The organism is Pantoea sp. FN0305 (genome assembly GCF_050113845.1).
In the GTDB taxonomy this organism is placed as follows: Bacteria; Pseudomonadota; Gammaproteobacteria; order Enterobacterales; family Enterobacteriaceae; genus Mixta; species Mixta alhagi.
In genome coordinates this window covers 182,542-204,018 of record NZ_JBNJSN010000004.1, presented here as the reverse complement: position 1 = coordinate 204,018, position 21,477 = coordinate 182,542, and the positions used below count along the sequence as shown (strand labels likewise).

Below are 21,477 nucleotides of genomic sequence, written 5' to 3'. Positions count from 1 at the left end.
GATCAGATCAGCGAAAAGGCATCGGCATCCTGGAGAAAAGGCATCCGCTCGCGAATATCCAACAGATGCTGGCGTGACAGCGTGGCGCTGCGTACGCTTTCCACTTCTGCCTCATCGATTAACACTTCACCGAGCGGATCGATCAGCATGGAGTGGCCGTTGTAGCGCAGCTGGTTGCCATCCTCACCGACCCGGTTAACCCCAATGACATAGCTTTGGTTTTCAATCGCCCGCGCGGTTAACAGCGCCTGCCAGTGCGCAACACGTTTTTCGGGCCAGCTGGCAATGTAGAGCGCAGCGTCATAGCGCATATCGATGTTGCGCGACCAGAGTGGAAAACGCAGGTCATAGCAAATGAACGGCGCAATGCGCCAGCCGCGATGCTCAACCACCAACTGCGCATTTCCCGCGGTATATTCCTGATCTTCACTGGCAAAAGAGAAAAGATGTTTTTTGTCGTAGTGCGCGATGGTGCCATCCGGCCTGACCCACAGCAGCCGGTTATAAAAGCGTCCTGCTTCGGTAATGATCATGCTGCCGACCAGCGCGCAGCCAGCCTGCGCGGCCCGCTCCTGCATCCAGCTGACGCTTGGCCCTTGCATGGTTTCCGCAATGCCCTGCGGCACCATGGAAAAGCCGGTGGTAAACATCTCCGGTAAAATAATCACATCGCTGGCTTCGGCGCGGGCGATATGCTCTGCCATGCGGCGGCGATTCTGCTCCGCGTTCTCCCAAACAATGTCGCTCTGAACCAGGGTGACGCGCAGATCCTGATAACTCATGCCTGTTCTCCTGTCTGTGTGATATTCAGTTCAAATCAGCATCGTAAAGTTGCTCAAGGAAACCGCCCTGACGCACGATTTCGCGCACCTCTGCCGCCGCGCCCTGGCTTTCTGGCGCCACCACAAAGCCACTCTCGGTGAGGTAACTGAAATAGCGGAACAGCAGTTCACGATCGCAGGGCGCGCAAACGATGCCCGCATCGGCCAATAACTGACGCGTCAGCTGCGTGCCATAGCGCGCTTTTTCACTGATTTCACTGCCGCAGTAAAACAGCGCCAGCAGATCGGTAAAGGTTGAACGATAAGGTTTGCCCTGTAGCCAGATGCGGTTCTCTGTCAGCGCTTCGAAATAATCGCTATTGATTAAGGTGTTGATGCGGTAGCCATACAGCCGCAGAAATTCGACGATGTCGTCATAGGTGACCGGTGCAGGATTGGTCAGATTCAGCGTGGCGCCATGAAATGTATCAATCTCAAGGATCGCATGCAGCGAAGCGCGGGCGACATAGTCCACCGGCGTAATATCGAAGTCCTCGCGCGAGCTGAAGGTCAGGCCCGTTTCTACCAGCGCTTTGATCATCTCGTAGTAGATGCCTTTTACCCGCGTTTCAACCAGAGGATAGCGTCCCGTGACACTGTCACCCCAAATATTGCCTGGCCGGGTGATCACCCAGCGCAACCCCTGCTTGCCTGCCTGATGCACGGCCTGCTCGGCTTCAAACTTGGAACGCTCATAGTCCATATCTTTAAACGATTGCCCAACATCAAGGTCGGTTTCCTGTAGGGTGAACCCTTCCTGATAGAGCTTGTCGCCGACAATACTAAAGCTTGAGGTATAGAGCAGCGGCACATCGTCCTCCAGACACAGTGCAATCAGGTTCCTGGTGCCGCCCACGTTGACCGGCGCGATTTTGCCGTATGAAGCGACCAGGCTGACGTTAGCCGCACAGTGAATAACGCGCTCAATACCGGTTGCCAGTTCCTGATAAACCGAGGCCTCCAGCCCCAGCTGCGGCTGCGTGATGTCACCCAGCAGCGGAATGACTCGCCATAGCTGTTCACGGCACTGCTGCTGCGGATCGTAGGTGTAAAGCAGTTGCTCCAGCCTTGCCATCGCCTGCTGCGGATCGGCAGCACGCACCAGGCAGTAAACGCAGGCATCGCTTTGCAACAGAATTTCAAGCAGGATCCGGCTGCCCAAAACCCCGGTTGCGCCGGTAAGCAAAATATTTTTTACCTGTTGAGTAGCATTAACCATATTCATTCCTAGATAACACGATTAACTAAGGCAGCCCCCTTCGCTCCGCTACAGGGTGCCCACGCGCATACCACCATCCAGCGGGATCACCGTGGTATTGAGGTAGTTGGTTTTACAACTGGCCAGAAAGCCGACCACCTCCGCCACATCATCCGGCGTGCCCCAGCGTCCAACAGGCACGATGGAACGCACGATCTTCTCCTCACCGGGAGAACCGATCATGTGCGGATCAACAAACTGGGAAAGCATCTCGGTTTTGCAGATACCAGGCGCGACGGCGGTCACGCTGATATTGAGCGGTCCCAGTTCCCGTCCCCAGGATTCGGTAGCGGAAATCACACCCGCCTTGGACGCGGCATAGGCCGAACCGCCAGCCGCTCCCCAGATACCCGCCACTGAAGCGATATTGATGATGCGCCCATACTTCAGGCGCGCCATATAACGCGAGAACACGGCGGTGCAGTTGAAGGTGCCCAGCAGGTTGACATTCAGCACCCGCGCGGCCCCGCTCAGGCCGCGTTCGGACAGGCAAAAGCTGCGTTCAATCACACCAGCATTGTTGACCAGCACGGTCAGCGTCGCGCCGAGCCGCTGCTCAATTTGCCGCGCCGCTTCGCTAATGGAGGCTTCCTGCGTGACATCCATAACAAAGGTATGCAGACCCGCCGGCTGGCCCAGCCGCTCAGCTAACTGTGCCAGCCGTTCAGCATTGAGATCGGTGGCGGCAACCTGATAACCAATATCCAGCAGCACCCTGGCGATGGCTGAGCCAAAGCCACCTGCTGCGCCCGTCACGACGGCGACCTGCTGGCTCATGCGTCAGCGCCCTCTTTAAAAGTGATGTCGATGATTTTTCGTGCATTCGCCATGGCGTCAAAAATGCGATCTTCGAAAAACGTCACATCGTCTTGCGACATCAGCATGTTGGCGTAAACACGCGAGAGCGGAGAGAACTGAATGCCGTAGCGTTTGGAAATCTCACGGATGATGATGTCGCAGAATTTCACCTTATCGCTGTAGCCTTCAGAGCGATCCACCGGCGCGTTTTGCGAGTGATAAACCAGCGCGGTTGGCATACCCTGTACCACCAGCGGCAGTTCCACCGCCTCGGCAGCCTTAACAAAGATGTTGGAAATCTGTCGGGTGAAACCGGCCATGCGCTCATAACAGCCGGGGTCCTGTTCAATCAGCGAGAAGGTCGCTTTGATGGCGGCGAGGCCTAACGGGTAACCGTTAAAAGTACCGGCATGGATCACTTTGCCGCGCGTATAGAGATTCATGATGTCGCGGCGGCCCGCGATGGCGGAAATCGGCATCGAGCCGCCGCCCAGCGCTTTACCGAATGTCGCCAGGTGCGGCGTCACGCCCAGCAGCTGTTGCGCGCCACCCAGCCCCAGGCGCACGCCGGTGATAATTTCATCAAAAATCAGCACGATATTGTATTTCTCACACAGCGCTTTTGCCTGTTCCAGGTAGCCTTCACGCGGGAAAATACCGCCGCCATTGATACAGATGGGCTCCATAAGCACCGCGGCAATATCGTCGTGATAGCGCTCGATGGTGGCAGCCAGCACATCAATGTCGTTCCACGGCAGCATAAATGACTGGTCAGCAATCGCGCCCGTTGCCCTGCCCCAGGTATCCAGCAGATCGCCTTTAAACTGTTCCGGCACCGGATAGCTCAAATCCTGTTTTTTACGCCATCCCATGATGTTGTCGGCATTGCCATGATAGTGTCCGTGGAAACGGATAAACCGGTTTTTACCGGTAAAACCACGCGCCAGACGCAGGGCATTCTGCACCGCCTCCGTTCCGCTCAGACAGAAACGCACCATCTCCGCACAGGGAATGTGTTTAACCAGCGTTTCGCACACCTCAACCTCCAGGTCGCAGGTATCGACCGAGGTGACTTTGCCCATGTAATCCATCAGAGCGGCGTTGTAAGCTTCGTTATGGTGCCCGACGAAAAGCGCACCAAACTTACAGAACAGATCGAGATGCTCATTGCCGTCTAAATCCCAGACGCGGGAATTGCGTCCGCGATTAAACGGGATGACCAGCGGTCGCTCAGGATCGCCGAAATTGTAATGGGTACCGCCGGGCAGCAAATCCCAGCATTTTTTATAGAAATTTTTTGACTCTTCCAACGACAGCTTGGTTGGGGCGTCCATAATCGGTGTGTTCTCCGTTGGTTTGCGTGAAGGTAAAGGCAGTGACTGCCCGGCTGGATGAGTTAACAGGGGCTGCTCACTGGCGACTGTCAGGTTAAAAGGGGAATAACGACCGAGCTGATGCGGGAGGGAGATATGCATCAGTTCCAGCAGCGCAGTGCGTGTCAGCCAGGCGGCACCGCTCATCAGCAGATGCGCCAGTTCGGCCACGTGACGCTGGGCAGGATCTTCCCGTGGCGTATCCTGTAGCCATTCATTCATCGCGCCCATGGCCGATCCGCACCAGATTTGATAATCCACTTCGCGTCCGGCTTCGCCGGTGATGGCCCAGCGCGATGACTGACCGAGATACCACTGGAACAGCAGCGCCATCTGTTTTTTCGGCTGCTGCAACGCTTTCTCTATCACTTCCGCCCGGCCATGTTGTTGAAAATAGGCCACGGTCTGCTGCCAGATATCCGCCAGCGGTTGGCGGAAAATCTGTTTTTCCAGCAGTTCGATTTCAGCGGCAGGCAACGCTTCCAGCGCGTCATACTGTTTGTACAGCGCATACAGCTTCTGCGCCCGTAACGGATACATGCTGCCCTGCTTCAGTACCTGAACTTTGGCACCCAGTTCAAACATGTCCGCAGAAGGCGCGGTAGCGACATCGCCTATTCTGGCGCGGGCCAGCAATTGTTTAACCGCCGCAGAGGTGCCAGCCTCTACGCAGGCCTGATTGACTGAACCGGTTACCACGTACGCGGCGCCAAGCGCGAAGGCGGCACGCACGGCATGCGGGGTGCCGAGGCCACCCGCCGCGCCAATACGAACCCGGTAACGATGGCCCGACTCACGTTCGATGTTGTCGCGCAGTTGCACAATCGAGCGGAAAATACAGGCCAGCGTGCCCTGGTCGGTATGACCGCCCGAATCACCTTCGACGGTGATGTCGTCAGCCATCGGCAGCTGACGCGCCAGCTCCGCCTGCTCTGCGCTAATCAGGTTTTCCGCTAATAATTTTTTCAGCAGGTTTTCTGGCGCGGGCCGTAAAAAATTTTGCGCCACTTCCGGGCGGGAAACCTTGGCGATGATGCGATGACGACGCTGAATGGTGCCGTCCTGCTCACGCGTCAGGCCGCAGGCGCGGTAACGCACCAACGCCGGGCTAAGATTGATATAGGCGGAGGCCTCTACCACCGTGACCTGATGGTCAAGGCAGAGCTGCACGCAGGCCATTTCCCAGGCTGGGTTGGCAGGGTTATGCAACAGATTGATGCCAAAAGGCCCGTCGGGCAGATGCTGGCGCAGGGTCCTTATCGCCTGAGTGATGCGGGCAATATCGAGCCCGCCTGCGCCAAAGAACCCCAGGATCTTTTGCTGTCCCAGTGCGATGGTCATGGCCTCGGAATGAATGCCGTTCGCCATCGCGCCCACGTAGTAGGCCATGCGCACGCCATACTCGTGACAGAAATGATGATCCCCTAAATCGGCTTCGGTCACCGCAGGCAAAATACCGATCAGTTTTGCCTCGGCGGACGGCAGCGCCTCGCCAGCCGCAGACAAGAACGCCTCATCGCCCTGTTGCACCACCTGCAGTGCTTTACCCAGATCGTAAAGTGAAGCGGAGCCTGCTACCAACGGCAGCTGGTCGAACGGGCGTTTACCGCCCGAATAATTGACGGATAAACGCGGACTCATGATGAAAGTTCCTGTACCTGCAGCGCCGACGAGGCGCGCGCGTCCGGAGAAAGGCGATGGCTATACGCTGCGCCGAGGTTGTCGCACACACCGATAACGTTGCCGCGATAAATGATTTCCACGATAAACACCAGCGCGATGGCATCCGGCGTTTCTCCGTCAGCCTGCCAGTGCGTATCAATGGATTTGCAGGTCAGGCGATAGCGCAACACGTCGCGTTCGCACTTCACTTCCCCACGGAATTTTGCGCTATACGAATGGTTAGTTAGCATATGCGCAACCAGATCGGGACGCGCATTTAAGCCGAGGTAGTAAAGAAAGAATTTCACTAGCTGTTCGCAACCTTCAACCAGCAAGGTGCCAGGCATGACCGGATCGTTTTTAAAATGGGCGCGAAAAACCCAATGCTCAGGATCGATATCGACCTCGCCAATCGCCTGGCCCAGCCCCCATGCGCCTGCACGGGCGTCAATTGAGATCACCCGGCTGAGCATGCGTGAAGCGGGCGCGCACCATGTGCCAGCCTGATGGCCCACATATTGTGGCCCAAAGCAGGCGGCCACATCGCCCCGGCTCAGGGCATTCAGCGCATCATCGTCAAAGGTTTGGCGTTCACAATGTAATAGCGGGGTAAAAGGCGCGGCCTGTAGGGCACCCGCAAAATAGCGACGGGTGTCCAGCTGTCGGGCGCTGGCGATTTCTCGCTGACCAAAGAAGCCGGAATTCGCTACCAGCTTAAACACCAGCCGATCGCCGACATAGCAGAAGTATTCATAGGCGATCAGCACCACGTCGCCAGCGCGGACAAAAGAGGTCATGTTCACCCGTCCGCGCAGCCGTTCTCCGGCACGCGGCATCTCGCTGTAGACCGTGGTCTCGCTGTCCACCGCGCGGTAGCAAAGCTGCCCTTTGAACAGACGATCGCAGCCGATAACGGTGAAGGCGACAATCATGGCGTGCGACGACTCCAGCGCCACAAACGGTGGCGTTTTGCCGTCCACCAGGAACCAGGCATCCGGCGCGATATCATATTCCCACTCGATAAAGCACGGCTCCAGCCGATCCTTTTGCGCACTTAACGCCGTAATCCGTGAGACAAACAGGTAAGGCGGCGACGGCATCCGCGTACGAATGGGATAGTTATCCACTTCGCGATAATCAGCCCCCAACACGTTGCTGACCTGGCCATCGGTCAGCTCAATAATCTGCTGCTCGTCAAACAGCGGCGCGGCAACCGGTGGCTGCCCGCTTAGCAGCTGACGAATCAGGCGATAATAGTGATGTTGCGTATTGAGATAGGAAAGATGCGTCTGCGCATGACGCGTTAACTGGCGCAACGCTCTGTCGCTGGCAACGGGTCTGCGCGCAGCGCCAACGGCTGAAAAACGCGCAATAGTCTGCTCATTGATAATGAAATCACGCAGCGGTTTTTCCCGCCCGGTATATACCGTCACGGTGAGACCGTCGGCCGACCGACTGGCCGCAGCTGGCTGCGCACGCGGCCCGCTCAGCGGTTCGCGCAGAATCAGATGGCTGACGGCATGATCGATGCCAATATGATTAACCGCGGCACGGCGCGGCGCATTGGCTGGCTGGCGCCAGGGCTGAGTGTGTTGCGGCAGCGTAAAGCGACCTTTGGTGCGCTCATCCAGCGAGGCTTTCTGCCCAAAATCAGGTAACGCCGGTAAATAGTGTTGTGAAAGCTGTAAAGCGCATTTAATGATGCCCAGCAGTCCGTTCGCGGCGGAAAGATGACCGTAGTTGGCTTTTAACGTACCCACGGTCACGGGGGTTTTGCGCGCCGCAGCATCATAGACTGCGGCCAGTCCTGCCAGCTCACTTTCCATTTCGTCGGGCCGTGCGCCTGAATAGAGTTCAACGTAGTCAACCTCTTCCGCCCGGCATCCCGCCTCTTGCAGCGCACGTTTAGCGCTGCTGGCGATCGCCTGGCGACTAACGTTCCACGCCAGCGTCGGACTGAGTTGATGTCCGACCGCTAACCCCTCCATTACCGCATAAACCGGGGTTGCCTCGGCAAGCGCATCTTCTTCACGCCGGACGACAATCACGCTGCCGCCATCGCCCGGAGCCTGATTAGCCTGTACCGACTGATGATCCCAAAGCACATTTTCCAGTGCGCCGCCAAAGCTACAGCTGGCGATTAACACGCCGTCTACCTCCTGACGTGCCAACAGGAATTGCGCCAGCTCCAGCGCCTTGAAAGCGGCGTTTTCTTCGCTGTAAAGCGAGAACGCGGGGCCGTTAAGGTGCAAATGCGCCGCCAGGCGGCTGGCGACCACATTACCGATGCCGCCAGTAATCCCTTCCGGGTAAGGCGCAGGAAACAGGCTGTCTTTAACCACCGTCTGTAACGCCTGTAGGTCATCCTGCGATAGGTCAATCCCCTGACTGCGTAAACTCTGCTCAAGCTGCCAGCTAATTTCATTGCGCGCCTGATAGCGCAGGCAACTGTAGTCAACGCCGCCCGCCACGATCACCGCAAGGTTGCGCTGCGCGCCGTCCAGCCGGTAGCCCGCATCAACAAAGGCCCGTTCCGCTACTGGCAGTAAAAACAGGTGGGAAAGCAGATGCGGCCCCACGACATTCGGCGGCAGCCTGAAGCGTTTGCAATCGAATGCAAAGCTTTCAATCCAGGCGCCCTGTAGGATCTGATTTACCCCTCGCGCCGCCAGCAGCGCCGGTTGTTGTTCTGCGCCCAACCAGCGCGTGGCTGGCAGAGGGCGCTGATGCTGTCTGGCCTCACGGAAAGTGCGATCAAGACTCGCGACATCTTCAGTATCCGCAGCATGTACGCCTATTCCTGTCAGCGCCAGCGGCACTGGTTTTAATGGTGATGCCGTGGGCGCAGCCATGCTGCGCAAAGCGGAATGATCTTCACTTAAGATAAGGTGCGCATTAACGCCGCCAAAACCAAAGGCGTTAATTCCTGCCCGTTTCTGGCGCGCACGCTGGGGCCAGGGACGCGCAGTGGTGACCACATCATCCAGGCTAAGCTGGCCGTCAGGGGTGCTTACCAACTGCTGTACGCCCGGCGTCGGTGGGATCAAGCCATGCTGCATGGACAAAATAACTTTAAATAAACTGCCCATGCCCGATGCCGTCAACATATGGCCGTTATTGCCTTTATTAGCGCCCAGCAGCGGTCGGGTCGGCGATGGCGCAAAAAAGCGCTCTACCGCCGCCAGTTCTACCTGATCCCCTACCGGCGTACCGGTGGCGTGACACTCAAGGTAATCAATATCAGGCGTGCTGTTGCCATAGGCGCGCGCCAGCGCCAGCTGCTGCCCTTTGCTATCAGGTACCAGCATATGGCGGCTGCCGGCATCATTAGAGAGCCCAATCGCTTCAATCACGCCGTAGATTTTGTCGTTATCACGAATGGCGTCCGCATAACGCTTAATGGCGATAATGCCCGCGCCCTCGCCCGCTTTCAGCCCTTCCGAAGTACGATCGAAAGGGATTGATTGCCCTTTATCGGGAAACGCCTGCAGGATATTAAAGCCATGATCGATGTAAATATGATCGGCGTGGCATACCGCGCCTGCCAGCATCATGTCAGCTTTACCACTGGCAAGGTAATCGCTGGCCATTTTGATGGCATAGAGCGCTGAGGAACAGGCGGCATCCAGCGCGAACGTTGGCCCTGCCAGCCCTAACGCCTGAGCCGCAACGGTGGCATTATGTCCGCCGGTAATAAGGTTGAGTTCGGACAGTTTTTTTTCTGGCCACGCCCGGTCAAACTGAAAATCTTCACGTCCCAGCAGCTGACGCAGCCAGGGCGTTAACATTTGATGATAGAAACCACTCATCAGCTGCTTGCCGCTGTGAGTTGGCATGCCGATGTTGCCAATCAGCAGGCCGGTTTTTGCCAATACCGCGTGCTGTTGGTGGTAGCCGCTCTGTTTCAGTGCCTGGTCGGCGGCATAGAGCGTCCATTTAAATAAGTTATCCAGCGTTTCCAGCTCATCGGCAGGCAACGCATAACCCGACGCATCGAAATGAAAATCGCGGATGTGCCCGTTACGGCTATAGCCGATTTTGTCCGCCGTTCCTTTTACCGGATGATAATAAACGGCGGGATCTACCGTGGTTTCCGCTGCGGAGAGAGGAGAAGCGTGATCCCGGCCGTGAACTAAGTTTTCCCAGTATTTCTCTGTGGTATCCGCTCCCGGAAACAGGCAGCCCAATCCCACGATCGCAATATTTTCCATTACTCGCCACTCCAGAACATGAGTCTGTATCGGGCGCGTAATGCGCCCGCATAACGTTGTCAGTGGTTGCCTGCTTCGGTTAAATGCGCTCTTTTTTCTCCTGCGTTTCAGCAGTGCTGCTGAATAAAGCACGTAACGTGGAGGAGATAGTGAATTTCACCTGTTCGAACCGGCTGTAAATATTGCCCCGTTCGTCATGCAGCATGATATCCACCAGCAGCACCGTCGCCGTTTGATTGACTATGTGCATCGAGGCATAGAAGGTTTGGTTGAAATCAAGCGGCGCAAATTGCTCGATGCTGGCTATCGCTACCGGGAGTCCGGCCTTGTCTGAAGCCTGCATCAGCCACAGCAGCGGCAACTGCAACCCAACGTCGTTGATAAACAGGTTGAAGGAGCGTGCAGGAAATTGCCCCTGTTGGCGATCATCCAGCGCGGGCAGACAACATTTGGCCACCAGGCTGCGTTCATCGATATGAACCAGTTGCTGAATACCGCGGAAATCCTCGCCGTGAAACAGCTGCGCGCCCTGTGTCATGTCGCCATACAATGGCGCCGGGAAAGGAATTGCCACATCAAGATCGCAATAGAGTTCCGCAAACTGCATCGCGCTTTCCTGCATCGTCAGCAGCAGCGTGGCCTGGTAATGTTTCATAGCGTTGGCGCCTGACTGGCTGCTGATGGTGATATCCAGTATCAGGCTGCCGTTATCCGCCGCGCCGCCCGTATGGGGCGTCAGCGACAGGTTATACTGCTGCGCCTCGCTGCCATCGAAAACCACACCTTTCAGCACGGTAAAGTGGCTGACCGACTGTAACCGATAGCCTGGAAAACGTTCTTCACAGGCGCGCGCCATCCAGGCGATAGCCGCCGTCGCGGGCAGAACGGGATGGTGATTAATCACATGATGCTGCAAAAAGGGATTGTTCCGCAGTTGTAGCTGACGTGAAACGTTGAACGGTTCAGCGGGCAGCGTGGCACGCCGCGCGGCACGATAATGGTTTCCGCCAATAATGACCTGCGGATGCGCGAGGTCCGTAAATTCGTGGACAAAGAATGTCGTGCCGGTTTCCGGCGGGATCACCACCATCTGGTGCTGTTCATAGGCGCGCTTCAGCGTCTCATTAACCATACCGCCATCCCAGGGGCCCCAGTTGATCGCGCGCACGGTAAGCCCGTTTGCTGCCTGCAACGGCAGCCAGGCAAATTTATTCAGCGCCTCATTAGCCATGGCGTAATCGGCCTGACCGGCATTGCCAAAGAAGCCGGAAACGGAAGAGAACAACATCAGGTGTTTTAACGCCGTGATATCCAGCACACGGCAGAGGTTTTCCAGCCCCCTGACTTTGACGTCAAAAACGGAACGTAAATCGGCCAGCGTTTTCTTCTCAATGCGCTTGTCAGCCAGATTGCCTGCGCCATGGATAATGCCGGTGGCCGTCCCCAACTCGCGCTGCGCCTCTTCCAGCACCGCTGCAACCTGACTGGCATCGGTGATATCACAGTGGCGATAGATCGCTTTGCCGCCCGCCTCGGCAATTTTCCTCAGTGTGGCAGTAATTTCTTCGCGGTGTAACAAACCGCTTAACATGGCGTCGATTTTAACCGGCGTCGGCTGTTGGCCCTCGGCCTGTAGCCTGGCAATCGCTTTGGCCTTACGCTCGTTCAGCGTGGTGGTCCCCTCTGCCCAGTCGGGCAAAGGTGCATCCATATCGGTGCGTCCCAGCAAGATAAACTGCGCCTGCGTACGCTGCGCCAGGGTAATCACACATTGAGCGGTAATGCCACGCGCTCCGCCGGTCACCACCAGCACATCATGCGCGGTGAGCGCCAGCGGCGTTTGTTCGTGCGCGGTGGGCGCGTCACTCAGCGCCAGCGTCATACGCTCGCCTTGCGCATTGCGCCCAACTTCGGCCAGTTCGCGGTTTACATCCTGGAGTTCTTGCAGCAGGACGCTCGCCGCCTCGCCGCCCTTCAACCGGGCATCGATATCCAGCGTGCGGCAAAAGGTGGTTTTCCACTCAGCGTTTAACGATTTGGTCAGCCCGCTTACCGCTGCATACAGAATCCCGTTCAGCTCGCCGGTTTGCGCCAGAGAGAGGTGACCGTCACCACGGGAGATCACAAAGAACCAACCGGATGGCTCTTCGCCACGCGTCAGGCTTTCCTGTAGCCGCTTCGCCAGCAGGAAGGTGGTCTCAAGGGAACGATAGCCCTTTTCGCTGAAGACATCGGCGACATGTTTCGCTTTTTCAGGCGCGGCCTGTAGCCAAATCAAGCCATCAATCGCGCCATGTGCCTGCTCGATTTTCGTAACGGCGCTATCCAGTGCGGTCTCGTCATACTGCGCAAGGTGATAAAGTGATGCGTTTTTCGCCTGTTTCTTCTGTTTTGCCGTCGCAGGATACAAAGCCAGTAGCGAAACTGTCTGTCCCTGTGCCGTGAGTTGTTTCATCACCTCATCACTGATGGTTTTCCCTTCATCAACAATGAGCCAGTGGCGCTTAGCGGCAAAGGTGTGTCGATCGCCATCGGGCAAGGGTAAGGTTTGTTGAATTACGCTAAAACGCTGTGTCTGCGGCCTGGGCATAACGGATACTGCTTTAGCCTGAACCGCAGGTACCGCTGACTGCTGCGATTCAGTTAAAGACTTTTTTGCCTGATCGGCCTCTGCCACCTCAGCGGTTGAGGTAACAAAGCCCAACGTGCGTAGTTTGGCATTGCCGCCGATGTCTTCCGACGCGCGCAGTGCTTCGCTGCTCAGCGTCTCTTCATGGTCGCGCTGGTTGTCTTCATTAAAGAAGGCTTTTGCGTTGGCCACATCAGCGGCTGTTTCACTCGCCTCACCACCATGCTTACGGCGAATATCGAGGATGATTTCATCAATCATTTGCTTAAAGAACGCCGACATTTTGTGGATGTTGCTTAACGCTTCAATGTCGAAGGTTTCCAGATCTTTATTTTTGGACGCGTCGTGATAAATGCCCGCATCAGCTGAGAACGCGTCGAACATGGCACCAAAGATCTCCAGACGTTTAATGGAGTCGATACCCAGATCGGCTTCCAGATCCATGTTCACGTCGATCATATCCTGTGGGTAGCCGGTGCGATCGCTCACAATAGCGACCAGCCTTGCGGTAATTTCAGCCTCAGTTATGCGCGCAAATTGGGCAATTTGCGCTTCCTTTTCAGCATCAAGCCCGGCGTTGGTATCGGTTATTGCGGGTGCCACTGCGGGTTGTTGTTGCGCCGCGACCGCTATCTCCGGCACGGCAGGCGTGGCGAACGTCGGCATTTCCGGCATGGAAGGCACTGAGGCAGAGAAGCTGGCCGGGGCGCTAATCGGTAAAGCTGCGGCAGTGGAAGCCAGAGGAGCAGGTGTCGCTGCCGGTTGAGGCGTAACGTGCGCTGGCATCGCTTGCGGCTGCCTTCCCTGCACAGCGGGTGCACCAGACTGACCCGGCTGGAACAGACTTTGCTGTGTGGCAAAGTAGCGCTCATGATTAGCGTGGTACAGTTCAAGATTCTTATCTAACAGCTGTACGCTCTGACCGAGACTGGCCAGGATAACAGACAAATTTTGATGATCGCGGAAGTTTTCCAACAGCGAATACTGCTTGGTTAGCAAAGAGTTCAGCAGCTGAATATATTCCTGTTGATTCGCCTGAAATTGCTGATGTAACTGACTCATCACCTGCTGCGCCTGTAGAACCCCATGCAACGGGGAATCGTCACTGTGTTCAACTCGCTGATTAACCTGTTCCATAAATTGATCTCGCTTGTGAATAACTTCCGATTTACCGGATGTGATGGATTGAAGCTGCGGTGGGGCTGCTACAGGCAGCGATGTCACGGGTGCAGACGCCACTGGCGTGGCGACCTGCTTCGCACGAATAAAATCATCAACAACCCTGGTATCCCCTTCACGCAAGGCGTGCTGGCGTCTGCGCTGGTTTTTCTCAGAGAGGTAAAAACCGCCGCTCAGACGGCAGGTTAAGCGTCCGCTCAGATCTTCCGGCACGGGTGCAGCACGCAGATGACGATCAAGGGAATTCAGTGGGATGCCTTGCGCCAACAGCCTGGCCTGCGCACGTGCTAGTTGCAGGCGCTCTTCCCCCGTATCGCTGGTATTCAGCGAAATAAGGGTGTGTTCACGGCCTTGCAGGATGTCAGCGACCAGCTTGCCTAATACCCCTTTCGGCCCGATTTCAACGAATAACCGTGCGCCACGTTGATATAACGCTTCAATCGTTTCGCGAAAGCGCACCGGTTTAATTAGCTGCTGCGCTAAGATTTCTGCCCAGGTGGCGGTATCATCGGGCCAGAGCGCGGCAGATGCGCTGGAGTAAGCGATAGTATGTGGCGCGGCGAAACGTACCTCTGCCAGGCGCTCAAGGAATGGCGCACAGGCTGCCTGAAGAAAAGGCGTGTGGAAGGCTGCCGATACCGGCAGGATGCGACACTGAACATCGCTGGCTTTCAGTTCATGGTAAAGCGCCTGAATGTGCGCGCTGGCACCGCCTAACACCACCTGATTGGGCGAGTTATCATTTGCTAACACTACATCCGGATAACGTGAAAGCAGGGTTTGACAGGCTTCAACCGTGAGTGACGCCGCCAGCATCGCCCCGCCGTCCCCTTGATTTTGCGCGACGGCCGAGGCCGCTGCGCTGCCGCGCGCCAGGGAAACGCGGTAAAAATCCTCATCGCTCAGCACGCCCGCCGCCCATAACGCGGTGACTTCACCATAGCTGTGGCCGGCAACAAAATCGGGCACAAAACCACTGGCTTTAAGAATGGCGTAATAACCGGCGCTGACTGCGCCAATTGCTGGCTGAGCATTAGCGGTATCCGTTAATCGCTCACGTTGTTCATCGCGCTCAGCATCGGAAAACGCGGGCGGTGGGAAAATAAATTGCGCCAGGCCCCCTCCCCGCATGTCCACAGAGCAGCTATCCAGCGTCTCCAGGGCGTGGCGCATCTCCGGATAATCATTAGCGATATCGCGCGCCATATTGACGTACTGCGATCCCTGCCCGGGAAAAAGCGCGGCCACTTTGCCGCTCAGCGTTTTGCCCTCAGGCTGAAAATAGATCCCCAGCGGATGTTCCCATCCCTTGTCACTTTTAGTACGTAACTGTTCCACTGCCGTGATTAATAGCTGCCTGGCATGGGCGGCTGACGTCGCCACCAGCAGTAAACGGGCATGAGATGGCTGTAAGGCAGTAATGTCCTGTGTCGCGAGGTGATGTTTCAGCGCGCGCGGTGCTGATTCGGCGGTAAAGCGCGCCAGTGATTGTTCACAATACGCCAGCAGCTGGTCGGGGTTATCGCCCGTGAATAGCAGGGTGAAGGTTGACTCATTGAGGCGATAAGCGCCATGTGGCTCACTCTCGTACTCTTCGAGGATGGCATGGAAATTAGTGCCGCCAAAACCAAACGCACTTAGCGCGGCACGGCGCGGCGCGCCATCCAGCGGCCGCAGCCAGGGACGCGCCTCACTGTTAAGGTAAAACGGACTGTCTGCGGCGCACAGCGCCTCCATGGGTTGCTGAACATTAATCGAGGGCGGTAGCACTTTCTGATGCAGCGCCAGCGCCATTTTAATCATGGAGGCTGCGCCCGCAGCACAACGCGTATGGCCAATTTGCGATTTAATGCTACCGATGGCAATCGAATGTGCTGACAGGCGTTGCTCATCAAAGACGGTACGCAGGCTTTTAAGTTCAGTGCTGTCGCCGGAGGCGGTGCCGGTGCCATGTGCTTCAATCAGTTGGATCTCACCGGGACGAATGCCGGCGCGCGCATAGGTGCGTTTCAGCGCTTTAATCTGCCCTTCGTAACGCGGTGCAAAAATGCTTTTTGCCCGACCATCGCTGGAGGCTTCAAGGGATTTGATCACCGCATAAATGCGGTCACCGGCCAGTTCAGCATCTTCGAGCCGTTTCAGCATCAGTAGCCCCACGCCATCCCCGAGCATGATGCCATCAGAATCACGATCGAATGGCCGTGAGCAATTGCTTTTTGACAGCGCCGGGGTTTTGCTGAAACAGAGAAATGAAAACGCCGAGTTTTCAAGGTTGACGCCGCCGGTAAGCACCGCGTCACAGCTGCCTGAGTTAAGTTCGCCTATTGCTGCTTTAATGGCTGCCAGGCTACTGGCGCAGGCGGCATCAACCATGTATGACGTTCCGCCAATATCAAAATAACTGGCGATGCGCCCACAGGCGACGTTGCCCAAAAAGCCGGGGAAACTGTCTTCATTCCATTCAAGATAAAGTTCATTGGCTCGCGCCAGAACATCATCAGCAATGTCTGCCGATAGCCCTGACTTCAACATGATTTCACGTAAGTATGGGGTTTGCTGGCGCGCGGCCAGCGAGAACGAGGTATTGCCGTTGCCGCCGCCGCCTAAAATAACGCCTATGCGATCCCGTTCAACCTGAGACTCTTGTTTATCAAGCAGCCCCGCGTCCTGCATTACCTGTTTCGCCGTATAGAGTGAAAACAATTGTGCAGTACTAATAGAATCCATAATTGCCGGTGGGATTTTGAATGCGATCGGATCAAAATCAATCGCAGGAACAAAACCGGCTCTGTGTCCATAAGTTTTATCTTTCGCTGCGACGTTTGGATCATAAAAATCCTCTTTCCGCCAATATTCTGCCGCAGACATAGTAGTAATATCGGTTAAAGAATTCCGTTTACTGGTTATATTCTCCCAGAACTCATGCAGGTTATTTGCATCGGGGAAATGACTGGCCATACCAACAATGGCGATATCACCTTGTTCTTTCTGGCCCTGTGTTAGATATATCTCTGCCATATACTCCTCGCCCTTCAAATGAATAGAGTCCCCTGTGCGCCCATGGTTTTTATCCGAGCACAGCGCAATCTCAGTGGTTTTCAAAAAATAAGGTGAGACGTTTTATTGCAATAAATGCTTCAGCCTGAGCGTGTCACTTTTCCTCCTGCTTACGTTGGTGCGTCCTTGCCCGCAGCAACCCCGACAAAGCGCCAGCAATGGCGCTGAGTCCCGCTACCAGCGCATCAATCAGAGTCACCTGCAGTGGAGTAAAAGATGCCCAGGAGAAAAAACGGCTGATAATAAAGATGGCGACGATAACGCATCCGCTCCATGCGTGAATTAAAAAATACATGGTTCCTTCATCCAGTACTTCATCGTCTTCAAAGCGTAGCAAGCTGGCTTTAATATCGATTTTCGCCTGTTTTTGCGTAACGTGCGCAACCCACAGCGCAATAATATACGCTGTTCCTCCACAGCTGAATGCTACGGTCTCAACGTCAATATCCGTTCTCTGAGGGGAAAAATATGCCCATGATAATAATCCCGCAATGGCCATAGTTATTCCGGCCCAGGGCAGGAAATAGTTAAAAACCATAAAACGATCGCTGTTATTTTTAGCGGTTTCCTGTTGCGGCTGGGTTATTCGAAGGCGATACCAGTCACTGATCTGATTTCCCACGCGACTAACAGTAAAATAAGTTGCCAGCATAATCACCAGCCATACGCCAGTCAGTATCGATATTGTCCCTGCTTTCTGTGCGGAAATGAAAACCAGGAAAAAAATATAAAGCAGTGGACCTGCAATCAGCATTGAAAATAACGCCAAAACAGCAAGACGCAACCAGATCCTCTCGCCGAAACGGAGAGAAAACGCATTGTCTCGATGAATACAGGGTCTGTTTTCCGCAATATCTAATTTGAGTCGATCATAAATCACTTCACCGGAAGTAGAAATGATCGCGGCGAGCGGAAAAAGGATAAAAAATAGGATTAAAGTGGCATTTTCTCGGTTGGGATTAACGTAAAAAAAAAGACCACCGATAATTATTGTGTCTATTGCACTTCGTAAGGCGATATTAATGCCCACCGCCCCAAAAGCGCTTTTTCGCGTTGAGATAAAGTCCATATTAATGCCTCAATCTGTCGGTAAAAAACAGAAGATGAATAATTATGAAAGTATCATTTAACTCTAACCTGACTGTCCCTTAACGCTAACATGCATAAAACTTACATTCAACTGACAAACCTTTGCTAAACCCTTCAGATGCGCTTATGAAACATATCACTAAAATTAACGAGTTACAGAGATCACTACAATTTGATTTAGTATATAAGTTCTTAAGTTGCGTTATTTAAGAATTTAATCTCACCAAATCATCATGTGATAGTCATTAACTCTAAAGTACATTTTTTGCGAGTAAAGTCATCATAATGGAAAGAGACTTTTCGTCCATTCCTGACTTATGTCTAACGATCATGAAAAATTCATAAAAAAAACTTTACATTGATAATTTGTCGGTGCGATAGTTGTTGCGTCCTGTTTTTTATTAATGACTTACTGAAAACGTAAGGTTTTAATATGCAACCTTTGTAGCAAAAACTGCTGATGATTAATTAGCATGCAATAGTAAACATTGACTTAATTAGCTTTCTAATTAATCGACAATAAATTCTTACGATCCCGGCGCCTGCCTTAGCCTGAGGCATTGCCAGGATCTTATCAGGTAAGGAAATACCGCCCGATGTTCTCGTTAGCGCGCGCTATATTAATTTACGAATGGCGACGATTTTTACCTGCCGTACTCGCCGTGGCTTTCGCCGGTTTACTGGTGCTTATTCAGCTGGGATTATTGCTTGGCATGTTTAGTGCGATCAGTATTTATATCGATCGCTCTTCGGCCGATTTATGGGTGGGATTTCCTGGTACACAGAGCGTTGATCAGCCGCGTCCTATCCCGGAAAAAGTAGAAAACCAGCTGCGTATGGACCCCGACGTGGTGGATGTTGAACGCTATACCTGGACACTGGCAGACTGGAAAAGGCCGCCTGGAGGAAGGATTTCCGCCACCTTAATCGGCATCAGTCCTAATCCAAACTCCATGACTTTTTCGCATCTGCTTACGCCGACGCTAAAACAGCTTTTACTGGTACCGGGAAATGTGCTGGTGGATGAAAGCGATCTGGATAAGCTGGGCGTCAAGGTTGGCGATTATACCGAGTTACAAGGCAAGCGCATTCATGTCGCCGCTACCGTGAGGGGCATGCGCTCAATGGGAGGCGCCAATGTCATCTCGTCGTTGTATACCGCGCGCTCAGTGGACAACAACCTGCTCAGCAATGATGTGGATTATTTTTTAGTGAAAATCAAAGATCCGCAGCAGGCTGAAGCGGTGCGCGATCGTCTGCAGCCAAAAGGCTCTTTCCGCCAGTATCAGGTGTGGACGGCCCAAGAATTTTCCGAGCAATCGGTCGCCTACTGGTTATTCGAATCGGGTGCCGGTGGCGGATTTATGTTCTCTTCCGTGCTGGGTTTTATTGTTGGCATCGTTATCACCAGCCAGACACTCATGGCTGCCATTGTTTCCGCACTACGCGAGTATGCCACTTTACGTGCGCTGGGCGTGCCATCACGATCGTTACGCGCTGTGGTGCTGGAACAATCGTTCTGGATTGGCGTGGCCGGTTTACTTATTGCTTCAGCGGTTAGCGTGATAATCGCCTTTAGCGCCGAGGCGCTTTACGTCACCTTTACCATTCCTCTGGAGGTCGCCTGCTTCATTATGTTGCTGGTGATGGTGATTACCCTGCTCTCGGGGCTTTCCGCGCTGCGGGCGCTGAATCGCGCTGAACCTTTTACATTACTTCGCTGAGAACGACGATGAACAGAACGGCCACAATCCTGACGGAGCACGTATCGCATAGTTTTACCACCGGGAAGATCGTCCAACCGGTGATTAAAAATATTAACCTCACTATTTTTAATGGCGAAATGACCTTGATTATTGGCCCTTCCGGTTCGGGCAAGAGCACGCTGCTGGCGATTCTCTCCGGTCTGCTGCGCCCTGAAAGCGGAGAAGTGCAGGTAAACGATACCCAACTGACCGCACTATCGCGCCATGAGCTGGAGCGTTTCCGCCTGATGAACTGTGGTTTTGTGTTCCAGGGTTTTAACCTTTTTGCTGCGATGAATGCGCTAAACAACGTCGTTTTGCCGCTTGTGTATGGCAGCAAAATCCCGAAAAAGGAGGCTATCCGACGCGCCAGTGAAGCCCTGGATACGGTTGGATTAAGCCACCGTAAAACCATGCACCCCTCTGAACTTTCTGGTGGGGAAAAGCAGCGTGTAGCTATCGCAAGGGCATTGGTGAAAGATCCACCGTTGCTGTTTGCGGATGAGCCCACCAGCGCCCTGGATAAACACAACGGACAAACCGTGATTGACCTGCTGCATCATATTGCGCACGAAAAAGACTCCACCGTTGTTGCGGTATCTCACGATAATCGCCTGATCGACCATGCCGACCGCGTGATCACCATTGAAGATGGCTGTATCACCGATGATATCCGCTCCTTTCCTGAGAGATCGTGTTGACCATGAAAAACGCTCTTCGTCTCTGCGTCCTGGCAATATCCCTTGTTACGTTAAGTGGCTGTGATGAAAAAAACCTGCCCACGACTCAGGCGGCTCCCGCCTCTCCCTGGGTTGCCGTGGCAAAAGGGTATATCAGCATTGAGGGCGGCCTGATAAGTATTGATGCACCGCGTCCCGGCATCATTAAAGAGATTCTGGTGGAAGAAGGCTCAGAGGTAAAAAAAGGACAGCTGTTAGCACGTATTGAGGATAACGAAGCACGGGATGCTCTCGAAGTGAAAGTGAACCAGCAGCGTGAGGCAGAGCGTGACCTTGAGTGGGCACAGCAGAAATTGCTGATTGCAACACGTGAATATAATCGCGTCGCTAAGCTCAATAATCATATCATTTCAGTACAGACGCGGGATAACGCGGCCGATCAGGTGGTGTTACAACAACGAGAACTGGCACTAAAGCGGGCCACGCTGGATACGGCTAACGCCGAGACCAAAGCCGCTAAACTTGAGGTCCAGAAATATTTAGTGACTGCCCCGATCGATGGACGCATTGTAAAACGTGAGGCCAAGCCAGGCGAAGGCGCATCTACGCTCAACGTAACCCGGCTTTTTGTGCTCGCGCCGAATACGCCACGCATCGTGCGCGCCGAACTGGAAGATGTTTTCGTGAATGTGGTCAAACCCGGCCAGCAGGCTGAAGTGACATTGGAAAATAATGACAATCGTGTTTTTAAGGCACGGGTTTTACGCCTGGGTGATGTGTTTGGCGCACGCCAAAGAACTGACGATCCCAGCGTCAATCAGGATACGCGGATCGTAGAATGTGTACTTACCCTGGATGCGCCGATAAGCCGCATTGGACAGCGGGTGCTGGTGCGTATTTTGCCGGAGGGCAGCCCTTCTCAGACAGATGAGCCGAGTCAAACCGCACGTCAGGGATAGCCGGGCAGATCTATTC

10 protein-coding genes are annotated in these 21,477 nt (G+C 54.5%); 3 read left to right on the top strand and 7 right to left on the bottom strand.

Annotated elements, in window-relative coordinates; all coding sequences use genetic code 11:
* Window positions 1-2: 2 nt before the first annotated feature.
* The 7 genes from ACQE3Y_RS10095 to ACQE3Y_RS10065 form a co-directional block, all read right to left on the bottom strand.
* Window positions 3-782 carry an amidohydrolase gene (locus ACQE3Y_RS10095; protein ID WP_426981573.1) on the bottom strand — a complete coding sequence of 260 codons (780 nt, stop codon included), beginning with the start codon at window positions 780-782 and terminating at the stop codon, window positions 3-5.
* Between the two features lie 25 nt (window positions 783-807).
* Complete coding sequence (locus tag ACQE3Y_RS10090; RefSeq protein ID WP_426981572.1) at window positions 808-2,040, bottom strand: thioester reductase domain-containing protein; 1,233 nt, start codon at window positions 2,038-2,040, stop codon at window positions 808-810.
* A gap of 48 nt (window positions 2,041-2,088) precedes the next feature.
* Window positions 2,089-2,856, bottom strand: a complete 768-nt coding sequence (locus ACQE3Y_RS10085; RefSeq protein WP_426981571.1) for an SDR family NAD(P)-dependent oxidoreductase — start codon at window positions 2,854-2,856, stop codon at window positions 2,089-2,091.
* Window positions 2,853-5,891 carry a PfaD family polyunsaturated fatty acid/polyketide biosynthesis protein gene (locus tag ACQE3Y_RS10080; RefSeq protein WP_426981570.1) on the bottom strand — a complete coding sequence of 1,013 codons (3,039 nt, stop codon included), beginning with the start codon at window positions 5,889-5,891 and terminating at the stop codon, window positions 2,853-2,855. The genes ACQE3Y_RS10085 and ACQE3Y_RS10080 overlap by 4 nt, the downstream gene beginning before the upstream one ends.
* The gene (locus ACQE3Y_RS10075) at window positions 5,888-10,123 is read right to left on the bottom strand and encodes a beta-ketoacyl synthase N-terminal-like domain-containing protein (RefSeq protein ID WP_426981569.1); all 4,236 of its coding nucleotides are present in this window, start codon (window positions 10,121-10,123) and stop codon (window positions 5,888-5,890) included. Before ACQE3Y_RS10075 ends, ACQE3Y_RS10080 begins: the two co-directional genes overlap by 4 nt.
* 79 nt (window positions 10,124-10,202) lie before the next feature.
* Entirely contained in the window at window positions 10,203-16,949 is a 6,747-nt protein-coding gene (locus tag ACQE3Y_RS10070) for an SDR family NAD(P)-dependent oxidoreductase (RefSeq protein ID WP_426981568.1), read from the bottom strand.
* Window positions 16,950-17,082: 133 nt separating this feature from the next.
* Window positions 17,083-18,057, bottom strand: coding sequence for a DUF6347 domain-containing protein (locus ACQE3Y_RS10065; protein WP_426981567.1), 975 nt, complete (start codon window positions 18,055-18,057; stop codon window positions 17,083-17,085).
* Window positions 18,058-18,673: 616 nt separating this feature from the next.
* Here ACQE3Y_RS10065 and ACQE3Y_RS10060 point away from each other — a divergent pair.
* The 3 genes from ACQE3Y_RS10060 to ACQE3Y_RS10050 are packed head-to-tail and all read left to right on the top strand — an operon-like array spanning window position 18,674 to window position 21,461.
* Window positions 18,674-19,801 (top strand): ABC transporter permease, encoded by a 1,128-nt coding sequence (locus ACQE3Y_RS10060; protein ID WP_426981566.1) that lies wholly within the window; start codon window positions 18,674-18,676, stop codon window positions 19,799-19,801.
* A gap of 8 nt (window positions 19,802-19,809) precedes the next feature.
* Entirely contained in the window at window positions 19,810-20,523 is a 714-nt protein-coding gene (locus ACQE3Y_RS10055; RefSeq protein WP_426981565.1) for an ABC transporter ATP-binding protein, read from the top strand.
* A gap of 2 nt (window positions 20,524-20,525) precedes the next feature.
* Window positions 20,526-21,461: an efflux RND transporter periplasmic adaptor subunit gene (locus ACQE3Y_RS10050; protein WP_426981564.1), complete on the top strand. Its 936-nt coding sequence runs from the start codon at window positions 20,526-20,528 to the stop codon at window positions 21,459-21,461.
* Window positions 21,462-21,477: the final 16 nt, after the last annotated feature.